The organism is Paenibacillus pseudetheri (genome assembly GCF_924513355.1).
Lineage (GTDB): Bacteria > Bacillota > Bacilli > Paenibacillales > Paenibacillaceae > Paenibacillus_AQ > Paenibacillus_AQ pseudetheri.
Genome location: NZ_CAKMAB010000013.1, coordinates 24,126 through 36,648 on the forward strand (window position 1 = coordinate 24,126; position 12,523 = coordinate 36,648).

The window sequence follows — 12,523 nt, forward strand, 5'->3', positions numbered from 1 at the left end:
TTTAATCCAACTATAATAAATAGTACATTAGATATAGGAGTGATTAATAATGAGCGTAAAAGGTCTTGCACATATAGCGATTCAAGCCAAAGATTATAAAGCAACAATTTCATTTTACATTGACGTCTTAGGATTTAAGTTAGGTCATCATTGGAGTCTGCCCTCCTTTCAAATCAAAGAAGCTTCGATGCTTATTTCACCTGATCAAAGAACTTGCATAGAGATTTTTGATAACGATGCAGTCATTGCCGCCCAAGGCAAAAAAGCCTTGTCTGAAGAGGATATAGCTCACGGAGCACTCTTACATTTCGCCTTCTATGTGGATAATGTAGATGAAATGTACCAAAAAGCCCTTGCTCATGGAGCAAAGGCTTTTATAGAACCAGATTCGCTTTCTCTTGGTGAACCGCCTCTTCTGATCAAGAACGCGATCGTTCACAGCCCCAATGGGGAAGTTATTGAATTTCTTGAAGAAGTTGATTTTGATATGTCTAATTACACTACCTCATACAGAGATGCATCCAAGGCTTGAATAAAGTGCGACCAATCGCCTGTCGTGTACAGCAGAAGCCGATGCATCGCGCGCGTACAAGCTGTATAAAAGAGTTTACGTTCGCTCTCCCGATGATACGTCTGCGTAGATGCATCGTAGATTAGCACAGCGTCGAATTCTACACCCTTAGCAAGATACGCAGGAATAATTAGCGTTCCCTTCTCAAAGGTGAGCGTCTCCTTCGTAACAAGCCGCAGATTCTCGCCCCCCTGTGCGAGTAATGCTTCATAGGCTTCGCGGCTTTCCGCAGCAGTCTTAGTAATAACGGCGATGGAGTCGAGGCCTTCGGCCATTAGCGCCGCAAGATCCTCTTTTATCCGCACCACCCGCTCCACATCATTGCTAGCCTTCAGTAGGTGCGGCTTCTTGCCGCCCCTATCAAAAGGCACGATCTCTTCCTTAGGTAGCAGCGCCTTCGTAAACTCCACAATCTCGCGAGCGGAACGATAGCTTCGGATTAAACGAAATAGGTTCGTTTCCTCTTCACCATAAAGCCGGATCAAAGGAGAATCCACCTCTTGCAGATTCGTCGATTGCGGGAATATCGCTTGACTGAAATCGCCGAGTACTGTCATGCTGGCGCGGGGAAACAATTGCTTGAGAAACGCGAATTGGAACGGCGAATAATCCTGTCCTTCGTCAATAAATAAATGCCGCACCATTGTATTCGTGCGAGAACCCTCGATAAGCTCTTTTAAATACAGGAATGGGGTCTCATCCTCATAAAACAGCTCGGTATGGCTCAACTTTTCCTTCGTCTGCTTACAGATTTCTAGCCATTGGTCAGGCACATCGTTCTCACCCGTCATTTTCTGATAAGTGGCTTCATCACTAAATAACTGCTCGTATAATCCAATCGTATCTATGAATTTCAACCGTTTGGCATCCCGTCTTAGCGGTTTGAAATGTTCCTTCACGATCATGCGACGCAGTAGCTCTTCTTCCTGCGAACTAAAGTCAAAGACATTCTCTTCCCCGTCCTTCTGAATACGAAAATCTCCATAGATTTCAAGATACTGCTCTGTAAAATCAAAGACAGCTTCTTCTCGCCGGTACTTCTTAAGCACCTCACTGTAAGCTTCGGCATATTGATCGTTGTCGAGGTAATCGACTTCGTCTTGAACCCAGGGTGCCTCCATTTCCTGACGCTCTAGCTTAGTCAGCTCGCGCAGCAGCCATTCACGTAGTAAAGCAATGCGATTAGCCAATCGTATAGAGCTGTCGTAGCTGTAAAATTGCGATTTCATTTGCTCCGCAGTAATCAACTCACGGTCCCGGAAACAGATACTGTGGAACAGCATACCTTCTTTGCCTAACCATAACGCGTAGCTTTGAAGAGCATGCAGGAAAGCCTCAGAAGCCTTATATTGCATCCCCGTTAACCGTGCCTGATACCCCTGCAAGGATTGTGATGTCAGTACATATTCAATCTGCTCGAAGGGGTCCTCCAAATTCATCGTGGATCCGAGCCAATAGGCAAGGTACTCCTGAAAGGTCGTTTGCTGCATATTCTCTTCGCCGAGCTCAGGAAGCACCGTAGATACATAACTGTTAAACATCGGATTTGGCGAAAAAAGAACGATCTGGTCCGCCTTGAGTCTATCGCGGTGTTTGTATAATAAATAGGCTACCCTTTGCAGCGCTGCGGACGTTTTTCCGCTGCCAGCCGCTCCCTGCACAATAAGCATACGGCTTTTGTCATTACGGATGATGGCGTTCTGTTCCTTCTGGATGGTCGCCACAATGCTCTTCATTTGTGAATCTGCGCCTTTACCAAGCACCTGCTGAAGCAATTCGTCCCCGATCGTTAAGCTCGTATCGAACACGTTCTGGAGCTGACCGGAACGGATCTGATATTGCCGCTTCAGCATCATCTCACCTGTAATCTGTCCTCCCGGCGTTTCGTAAGTAGACGGCCCTGGGGAATGATCATAGTACATGCTTGCAATAGGCGTTCGCCAGTCATACACCAGAAAGTCCACTCCGTCTGCATCCACGAAAGAAGCCACTCCGATATAAATTTTGTCACTCAAGCCCAAACCGTCTTCTTGAAAATCCATTCGCCCAAAATAGGGGGACGGCAGTAGCCGTTTCATATTCTTAAAACGCTGCACCCGTTGCCGGTGGCTGCGCTCCCGCTCGGATAACAACGCTTCTTGCTGCTTTATACTGTAGAAGGTCTCTTCGAAATCTTCGTCAGTGCTCGTATTGACCGTGACTTCTTCCCAAAACCGCTTGCGAATGTCCACCACCTGTTCACGTAACCCAGTCACTTCTGGTTCTAGTTCTGCGATTCTTGATCGCAGCTTTTCCGTAACCAAATCAAGCCGATCTTGTTCTTGCTGCCAATTCATTACGTTTACCATCTTCACGAACACGCTCCTTTTCATTCTTGTTATAAAGAAGCAAAAATTAAAATTTGACAAACTGTTAATCCACATGGTATTATAATAGTGTAGATAAGATGTTACAATTATGTTCAAGTATGTGAAATAAACAGTGATTATCCTATAATATCATGAACTTTCTTTGCATGCAAATTATTTATATAAGTTAGAAGAACCAGCAGATTTGAACTGCACCCCAATTGTTAGACACAACTAACATTTGGAGGTGCAGTTTTTTTATGACCAGGTACAGTGCAGATGAAAAAACTCAAGCCGTTATGCGGTATAAAAAGATCAAAGAACTTGAAAACCATCGTAAAATCCATAGTGGTACGTTATCGCTGCAATAGATCCATATTTATGAGGAAAAGGGGATTACCTGTCTGGCCGTAAGGCCTGAGGTACTCCCCTTTTGCATGGATGAAACGTAATTGTATTACTAGTCATCCATAGACAAATCCACTGTATTCCCTTTACTAATGAAGACTTTGTAATTAGCAATTTTGTCGTTCAGCATCTTCTCTGTCTCTGTTAAATGTCTGATTTGATCCTGAATTGAGCTTCTATGATCTTCCAGAAGATTCAAGCGGGCTGGGCTTGTATGCTCGCCTTCTAAGTATAACTGGGCATATTCCCTGATTTGTGAGATGGGCATTTGGGTTTGTTTCAACCTCAGTACAAATCGCAGCCAAGCAAGATGAGTATCATCATATACCCTTTCTCCATTGGCATTGCGTATCGGAGCAACGATCCCTTCTTTTTCATAATATCTCAGTGTATATGTGGTGATCGCCAATAACTTGGATACCTCGCTAATCGTGTACATGCATATCCTCTAATCTATTTTATTTTGAAGGTCACCCTGATTATAAAAAACATTTGCCTTAGAGTAAACTCTAACCTATATAATCAAATCGTTGTAAGATCGAATTACATTCTCGTAGAAAAAATAGGAGGAAATCACATGAAATACACTGTAATTACCGGCGCTAGTTCAGGGATAGGTTATGAAACTGCCCTAGCTTTTGCTTCTCGTGGAAAAAACTTAATCCTTGTGGCCCGCAGAAAGGAACAACTGGAGGAATTACAGTCTAAAATCGCTCGTATTCATCCTAATGTAGAGGTTGTCATTCAAACGGCTGACTTATCCGTTATCGAGAATACTTATACGTTGTATGAAAGCCTGCAAGGATATCCCATCGAGACCTGGATCAACAATGCCGGATTTGGGAACTTTGCTTCAGTGGCCGAGCAAGATTTAAATAAAATAACTACAATGCTACATCTGAACATAGAGGCGTTGACCATACTCTCCTCTCTATTCGTTCGAGACTACTCCACTATTGAAGGCACGCAATTAATTAACGTTTCATCTGGTGGCGGTTATACGATTGTGGGCAATGCTGTAACGTACTGTGCGACGAAGTTTTATGTAAGTGCATTTACTGAAGGACTATCTCATGAGTTAAAGAGTCAAGGTGCACCTATGCAGGCTAAAGTGTTGGCACCTGCCGCAACAGAAACGGAATTCGCGAAGCGTGCTTTTGATGTTACGGATTTCGAATATCACGGCGTTGTGCGGAAATTCCATACCGCGAAGGAAATGGCTGGATTCATGCTTGATCTGTACGACAGCAATCATGTGGTGGGACTTGTGAATGGTTTGACGTACGAGTTTGAGTTGAGAGATGCTGTATTTAATCATGTGGAGAGCACGCGATAGGCTTCCTCATAAGAAACATGGCCGTCCATCAGCGGGCGGCCATGCACATTAACCATGATATTGACGCTTCCATTCGAAAATCTCATCAACAGCTTGATGAGCCCCACCGGATGTCCGAAAGGAATCTTTAGTCATTGCAACAGCATTTTGGAATGACGGAAGGGTGAGCACACGCTCTACAGCTTCACGCAGTTCAGTTGCAGTTAATCCTTGCATTTGTAATCTAATGCCCGCTCCAATATTGACGACTTGCTCCGCAATGACCGGCTGATCCGCGCTTTGTGGGATTACAATTAGCGGAACCCCATAGTAGAGACCCTCATGCGCACTGTTCATTCCACCATGTGTAATGAATATTTTTGTGGATTGTAATATATCTGTCTGTGGAACATAGTTTTTAACGATGAAGTTGTGAGGAAATTCTCCCAAATCATAGATTTGCACTTTGTTCCCAATGGACATAACAATCGTATGATCCGTATTCCCGAATGCCTCAAAACAAAGCTTATAGAAATCACTCGCTTGGTTGAAGACCGTACCCATTGAAATGTAAATTAGGTCCTTCCCCTTGATTGCAGAAAGTTCAAAATGATCTGGCGTTAATCGTGAAGAAATGGAAGGACCAACGAATTTATACGATGGGTCGAAGGCTTCTCCATAAGGTTGAAACTCTCTTGTCGTATACACGATTGTAAGTGGTGCAGGATTACAGAACACTTCGTAAGGAGAGTGAATCTGCACACCATATTGTTCCTTTATTTTTACGGTCAGACTTTGAAATCTATCGTCTACAGCTTTTACTATTTCTGCAGGGGCTTCTGTGTAGAATCGTTCCATGATTTGATCAAAAGATTCCTTTGTCTGTGCAAAAGAAGTACAAGAGGTGATTGCAGGAAGATTAAGAATTTGAGCTAGTAAACGTCCACAACCAAACATCGAATCATGGATGATGTAATCGAAATGCTCCCCTTTGATCTGTTCAAGAACGCTTGGTATAACGATATCGGCCGAAAGTAAAAGACCATTGACTCTTTCGAGCAGATAGTCCCTCCCACCTGAAATAAAGGCCTTTATAAATTGTTGATCATCCAATGTCCTTACTATAGCGCCAGTCTCCTCCATACGCTCCCGAAAAGCTTCTATAGTGAAGTATACTACCTCTTCTCCACGAGAAATAAGCTCCTGTACAACGCCAATCGTTGGATTGATATGTCCCTCTGACCCAGCATTAATAAATAAGACACGCGCCATTTTCCTACCCCTCCAGTACACCATATCATCTCTCGTTAAGTTTTATCATAATTTCTCATCAGACCAAAATAAACAATCGATACTCCGCAAATGAGGTAGAGAATTATTTCAAAAAAATAATTGAATCTTATCACCCGTTCAAAGTCACCCCATACGATAATCATATCATTAGTTACAAAAAGACTCCCGTGACTTTCCCTTAGGCGGGAATACACGGGAGCCTTGAGCGATCCAATCAGCCCTTACATCGCTTTTTCAGCCAAATCGTTAACTAAATTCCTCATCCACTTCCGGGAGTAAATCCGGGCGTAACCGAAGCCAAAACGGACAACCTCCTCAAGTGATATGACGAGATATACAAGGTAGACAGGCTGCTTCCAGACGTATGATAGTAACAGCCCGGAGGGGACACCTATCAGCCATGTCGCGGTCGATTCCATGCTGAACACGAACTTGCTGTCACCCCCACTATTTAGAATACCGCCTGCTATAATCATATTGGAAACTTTGGCCCAAAGAAATCCAGCGAATACGATAACGATATATATGCTCATCTGTTTAGCATCCTCGGAGATATTGAACGCGGAGACATACAGCCTCGAGCCTGCCGCAATGATAACCCCGACAATCAGAGAGATAATGATGCCAAGACGAATGAACTTTTTCGCATGATCGAGTGCGATATCCGTTTCGTTCGCGCCCAAACGGTTGCCAACCAATACCCCAGCTGCACTAGCCAGACCGGACAATAAGCCGATGCAAAGCCCTTGCAATGGGAAGGTAATGGTCATCGCCGTCATCTCCATCGTCCCCATACGGCTATAGATTATCGCATATGCCGTTTCGCCCAATACCCAGATCAATTCAGTCAGCAGCAGCGGATACGTCGTTCCAAAAAACTTGCGGATAAGCGGTTTAGGAATGATGAACAAGTTCTTTAGCCCAACAGCACCCGGTAAACGATATCGGTACACGGCACCAATGATCAACAAACATTCTATTACCCTCGAAATAAGGGTAGCAATAGCCGCGCCCTTCAGACCAAGCGCAGGAGCGCCGAAGTTCCCGTAAATAAGTACGTAATTCAGTATAATATTCAAGGCAACAGCAATTAAGCTTACATACATCGGCCATTTGGCATGGCCCGTACTACGCAAAATCGCGGAATACATCATCGTCAGCATGACAGGTACAAAGCCGATCGACATGATTTTCAGAAAAATATACCCATTATCTATTACATTCGCATCTGTCGTGAACATGCTCAGAAAAAGCGGCGAATCGATGAAGACAGCCACAGAGAACAAGAATGAGAATGCGAAGCCGACGATCAGTCCGAGGCCCAGCACCTGGGAGACACTTTTGGAATCTTTGTTCCCCCAAAACTGGGCTGCATAAATGGATACACCTGTCGATAAACCAGCCAAGACAACCGCGATGATCCCATATATTTTGGTAGACATCCCCACCGAGGCAATCGCCACATCGCCAAGCTGCCCAACCATCAATTGATCCGTCAAATTAAGCAATGCCATCAGCAAGCTTTGAAGTGTAACGGGTACAGCGATCTTATATACACTTTTATAGAAATCTTTCTTCTCTGACATGTATCGTTCACAACCCCCATATTCTCGATTCTCCAGAATCCATAGCCATTCGCAGTCTATGACTTCGTGTGAAGTTATATCACTTTTTTGTAGCGCATGAGCGTATAATTATCTTTTGGCTGAATTTCTACAACCTTGAACTTTTTCGCAAAGCACAATTGCTGATACCCGTCTCCATCCACTAAAGTAATGTTCGTGGAACCGCCTATGATGATCGGAAGCTGCATCAGAATAATTTCATCAACGATGTCCTGATCGAAGATATGCCAGTTCAAAAAGCCACCGCCCTCGACCATCAAGCTGGTAATCCCGAAGTTGTCTTCCAACTGACGTTCAAGCTCCACGAAATCGACTTTATCCTCACCGCAGATGAGGCACTCCTTCCCTCTTTCCCGGATCTGCTTGATTTTATATTCATCCCGTCCTTTCTCGGTTGTGACAATAATCGTCCTCCCCTCATCCGAGAGCACATTGCTGTCCAGCGGAATATCCAAGGTAGTTGTCGGAATGATACGGATTGGATTCTTATTCTCCTCATACCGATTAGTAAGAAAGGGATTGTCCGTCAAAATTGTATTTTTGCCAACCATAATGCCTTGCACATTGCCCCGAAATAGATGAATGAATTCCATATCCTCACTGGAAAACAAAGAAAAAAGCTCCTTACTCGAATTACCTGCTCCCATAGTGAGCTTACCGTCAATCGAAATTTGGCTGAATATCGTTGTTTTCATTTGTCTTCTCCCCGTCTCTTATTAGCTTTTATATGCGCCCCAGGATGCTTGGATGGTCTGTTCTATTTTTTTCAATGCTTGTTCAGGACTGCTTAAGGGCAGCTCGGTTAAACCCGCATTTAGCGCCTCCCATACATGAATCATGAAGGGGTAAGTCGGCATCGGCCGTGCGTGATCCAACAGCGATAAAATCATCTTTTTGTTAGGCGCAGCAGAGGTAGCTAGACGGTTCAGCACCTCTTCCTGAGCTGGAATCCGCTGCACACCCAGCGTCCACATGGTTTGGCATTCATCAGTCAGCATAAAATGCGTGAACGATAAGATATCTTCCCGTTCCTCCGACGTTAACGAATGATTCGGGTAAATCAGGCCGATAGAAGAAGACATGGATAGCGATTGCTGGCCTTCTATGACCGGAAGCTGGCAGACCGCAAGCCTGTTGTTCATCTGCTTGTCCAGATGGTTATAAATCCATTCTCCACAAATAATGGCGCCAATCTTACCGTCAATAAACTGTTCTAGCAGTCCTGTGGAACCGTCGAGACTGACGAGCACGCCTTGATCCATCTTGTCATGGATGAACTCAAGTGCTCGCTTCATTTCAGGGGTTACGATATTCGGCTTTCCATGCTGAACAGGCCAACCACCGAAAGCTGTAAGAAATGGAATAAACCAATAACCCTGCTGTAAATCTGCTCCAATCGGTATGATACCTTGAGCGGATAACCTCTCTGCTGCCTCTTCGAACACGTCCCATGTCGTCGGCGCACTGGCGTAAATCTCCGGATTGTAATACATAACCAGATGATTGCCCCGTAATACCGGGATACCATACTGAACACTATCCAGTTGCATCGTCGAAAGTGCGCCTTCAGTGAGTGCATCATCAAATAGCCAGCCCGGTACTTCAGAGTAAAGGCCATTCTCAACATAGGAGGACATATCCGCAGGAACCATCGCCAGATGCGGACCTTGATGAGTGTCCTTAATTTGGTTCAGTCGCGCAGTCAACTCCGTGATGTTCATCACTTGGGGCGTAATTTGTACACCGAAGCGCTCTGTATACAGCTTGCAAATTCTCTCTAACACCTCAATCGAGGTATCTCCCGGACCGTCAAACTCATGCCATAACACGATTTCTTTGCTCTTTTTTTCCATCGTTGCCTCTCCCCCTTAACTAACTTGTCTATGATTGTTTACGAGCACTAAAGCCTGATTTGGTGCAAGCAGTAAGCTGTCTAACGTCTGACCTACGATGCTGCCCGTTAAGGAACTATCCAGCGTCACGGTCATTGGGTAACGCCCAGGTATCGCAGCCTTCAAATCAACTTGGCAGGAGGTATCAGCGCTCAAGTTAAAGCAGCACAGCAGCGTCAGCTCCCCATGCATATACCCGTACAGAACTGTACCTTCCGGTGATTGAGCCACGAAAAAGTTTTCTGGCTTCACTAGCTGGGACCAATCTTTCTTAAATTCACTTAACTCTGTCAGCAGCGGCAGCATCGGTGCAGGATTAGTCCAATTAATTTGCATGACGTTAAAAAAAGCGCGGGAAATCTCCTCTCCGTTCGTGTTGTCGCCAAGACCACAGTTGAGGGGCTGCTCCTCATTCATTTCATAGCCCGTCGTCACGTATGGAATTGCATTCGGAAGAAATTGATTAAATACCGCGATCATCCGAGCCACCTCAACACCGCCACGACTCGTGATCCGAGGCGTATCTGCCGTTTCTGCACAGGCGAACACATGAATATTTAACTCAGGCAGCTCCTCTAAGAATGAAACGAGATTGTCCTTATTAATTTGCGTCATGACATTCCATCCGCTGCCAAGCATAATGTTGTAGCCGGTGCTCGCCGCCTTCTTATGATTACGATTGAACAAATCTTCGCTGATCAAGATCGCATTCGGATTCAACTCTTTAATCGTGTCAAAAATACGAGTCAACAACGGAATAGGAAGTACATGTCCGATGTCGATGCGGAAGCCATCAATCCCATACTTTTCGAGATTAAACCGTACTGCCCCCTCCAGCACATCCCAAAGTTCCAGATTCGGCTCCTCACCCGGGTAGTCATTGCATTTAATCGTATCAAAAAGAACATAGGGTGCCTGATCCGAACTTATAAGATGTCTCACTTGCGGAGAGAAGTCCTTGTAGAGGCGCAAGAACGTAATGTCTGTCCAAATCGGCTGCACATCGTTAATCCAATCCGAATGCGCAGGAGCAGTCGTTACCCCCATCTCTTGTTCCACCAAAGTTAATAGCTCATCTCCAGTTTTAGAAGCTCTTTCCTTTAACTGCTGCCAAAGGATTGGATGAAGTTCATTGGGCGGCGGTGAGAACTTCCGCAGAAATGCTGCGGTTTCCTGGCTGTGATAGACCGTCTCCAATTTGTCAGGCGTACACTCCTCAAAGAATCCAAGCTCAGGAATCGATGGCGGTGCAAAGCCTTCTAATTCCTGCATTTTGATCCAATACACCCATTCAGGATGTTCGGTAATGAACGCACTGTTTTTCGCCGTTACACGGGGAATGAAATCAACAACAGTCTTAATATCAAGCAAATGACAAGCTTCTACCAAAGCGCTAAGCTCATCGTGGATCGTAAACTCCTCCATACCATCCAGCAGACTATCGTGTAGGTTCTGATCCAAGTGGAATAACGATTGCACAGCGTAAGGTGACCCGATATCTCCCTTCAGATTCAACTTGCTGTACTGGTTCACTGGAAGCATATATAGAATATTGATGCCCATTTTCTTTAACAGCGGCAGAAGAATAAGGAATCTTAAAAAAGTACCAGATTCAATTGTTCCGTCATGGTTGTAATCCCAAGCTGTCGAATAACGAATTAAGGAAGAATAGATTGCGCTGTCGTCTAAATTCGTGCGTTTCTTAAGCGAATATCTCCACGAAAGCTTGTCTACATACTTCAAATGCTCTGTCAAAAAATCATATGGATGCACACAAATTTCACCGTCTTTTTCGAAAAGAACACACTCATATTTGCACTCATTCCACACAGCAGGTATCCAAATTGGTGCGACGTCTTTATCTTTGTGTGTAGACAAGTAATCTTGAACAAGTCTAAATTTGCTTTCTTTTCTCATTAACAGATCCACCTCTCGTTGATTGCAGTTCTACGTTTAGGGAATAAAAACCGTCTTTACGGTGTCACTCCCAACCACCTTCAAAGAGTTCAATTCATAGCCGATCAATTCGTTTATTGCTGCCTCGTGCTGATTGAGCTTAACTTTTCTGGTCACCAGTTTCTCCAGTTCAGGTGTCTCAGCGGCAAACCGCAAAGCTTCCTCGAACATGTAGCGGTATTCGCCCGCTGCGATAATTTTGATTGCATGCTGTACGAATTTGGTAGGGGAAAAGGTGTACCGATACTTCGCATTAATTCCAAAAGGCACGATGCGCCCTCCACGCTCAATCCATTCCTCCGCCACTTCGAGCTGAGTGCCCACCGTATCGATAATCACATCAAACTTATGTCCCGCGCAGATTTCATCTACGGTAGCTTGATTTAATTGGGATGGTGTTAGAGCAAAATCCGAGATTTCTCTAGCAAAAGCCAGCCGATAGGGATTGATTTCCGTCGCTACCGTGAGCGCAGCTTTTGATTTACTCACCATTTGACTTATCAGACCCATAGGACCCGATCCAAGAACGAGCACCTTATCGTCAGCTGTGACATTAGCTTCTTTGAAATTGTGCAGCACACAGGCAAGCGGCTCAATTAACACCCCTGTCTCCCAGCTCATATGATCAGGCAGAAGGTGTGCAAACGTTTGTGCAGTAGAGTAAAAAAAAGTGAACGTCCCATTTCGATTCAAACCAGCAATAGGCATCCCATTTCCATCGGAGCCCGTACATAGGTGCGGCTGTTCTTTTAAGCAAAAATAACATTCCTTGCAGCTTTGATTCGGATCGACAACTACACGGTCCCCCACCTTAACACGGTCAACGTTACTGCCAATTTCGATTACAGTCCCCACAGCCTCATGACCGCGAATAATCTCTGGCACTCCTTCCTCTTTACCAGTAATGACCGCTAGATCTGTTCCACAAATGCCTGTCATCTCAATTCGAATCTTAACTTCATCCGGGGTTACAATCTGTGGCTCTTCCCATTCGCAGAGCTCCAGCTTATGATCGGATGTCCACACCAGCGCTTCCATACGCATTCTTCCTTTCATTTTTCCTATTATCCATATTCCACCAGAATATATCATACCTCCCATGTAAAAGTAAGGTG

At 44.7% G+C, this 12,523-nt stretch carries 10 protein-coding genes; 2 read left to right on the forward strand and 8 right to left on the reverse strand.

Features of this window, described 5'->3' with window-relative positions; translation table 11 throughout:
- The first annotated feature begins 49 nt into the window (after positions 1-49).
- The gene (locus L1028_RS13845; RefSeq protein WP_234534743.1) at positions 50-532 is read left to right on the forward strand and encodes a VOC family protein; all 483 of its coding nucleotides are present in this window, start codon (positions 50-52) and stop codon (positions 530-532) included.
- Here the strand turns inward: L1028_RS13845 and helD are convergent.
- Both helD and L1028_RS13855 read right to left on the reverse strand, forming a co-directional pair.
- On the reverse strand, positions 496-2,919 hold the full coding sequence (helD, locus tag L1028_RS13850) for an RNA polymerase recycling motor HelD (protein WP_234534908.1): 2,424 nt from the start codon (positions 2,917-2,919) through the stop codon (positions 496-498). The genes L1028_RS13845 and helD overlap by 37 nt on opposite strands.
- A 460-nt stretch (positions 2,920-3,379) precedes the next feature.
- Positions 3,380-3,766 carry a MerR family transcriptional regulator gene (locus L1028_RS13855; protein WP_234534746.1) on the reverse strand — a complete coding sequence of 129 codons (387 nt, stop codon included), beginning with the start codon at positions 3,764-3,766 and terminating at the stop codon, positions 3,380-3,382.
- Positions 3,767-3,904: 138 nt separating this feature from the next.
- Here L1028_RS13855 and L1028_RS13860 point away from each other — a divergent pair, with 138 nt between their 5' ends.
- On the forward strand, positions 3,905-4,663 hold the full coding sequence (locus L1028_RS13860; protein ID WP_234534748.1) for an SDR family NAD(P)-dependent oxidoreductase: 759 nt from the start codon (positions 3,905-3,907) through the stop codon (positions 4,661-4,663).
- Between the two features lie 48 nt (positions 4,664-4,711).
- Here the strand turns inward: L1028_RS13860 and L1028_RS13865 are convergent, their stop codons facing one another.
- From L1028_RS13865 to L1028_RS13890, 6 genes are all read right to left on the reverse strand, one after another.
- The gene (locus L1028_RS13865) at positions 4,712-5,914 is read right to left on the reverse strand and encodes a macrolide family glycosyltransferase (protein WP_234534750.1); all 1,203 of its coding nucleotides are present in this window, start codon (positions 5,912-5,914) and stop codon (positions 4,712-4,714) included.
- A 242-nt stretch (positions 5,915-6,156) separates the two neighbouring features.
- Complete coding sequence (locus tag L1028_RS13870; RefSeq protein ID WP_234534752.1) at positions 6,157-7,521, reverse strand: MATE family efflux transporter; 1,365 nt, start codon at positions 7,519-7,521, stop codon at positions 6,157-6,159.
- Between the two features lie 74 nt (positions 7,522-7,595).
- Entirely contained in the window at positions 7,596-8,255 is a 660-nt protein-coding gene (locus L1028_RS13875) for a dihydrofolate reductase family protein (RefSeq protein ID WP_042193005.1), read from the reverse strand.
- 21 nt (positions 8,256-8,276) lie between these two features.
- A complete protein-coding gene (locus L1028_RS13880; protein ID WP_234534754.1) occupies positions 8,277-9,413 on the reverse strand; it encodes a sugar ABC transporter substrate-binding protein in 1,137 nt (378 codons plus the stop codon).
- A 15-nt stretch (positions 9,414-9,428) separates the two neighbouring features.
- The gene (locus tag L1028_RS13885) at positions 9,429-11,369 is read right to left on the reverse strand and encodes an alpha-amylase family protein (protein ID WP_234534755.1); all 1,941 of its coding nucleotides are present in this window, start codon (positions 11,367-11,369) and stop codon (positions 9,429-9,431) included.
- Between the two features lie 36 nt (positions 11,370-11,405).
- Positions 11,406-12,446 carry a zinc-dependent alcohol dehydrogenase gene (locus tag L1028_RS13890; protein WP_234534758.1) on the reverse strand — a complete coding sequence of 347 codons (1,041 nt, stop codon included), beginning with the start codon at positions 12,444-12,446 and terminating at the stop codon, positions 11,406-11,408.
- Between the last annotated feature and the right edge of the window lie 77 nt (positions 12,447-12,523).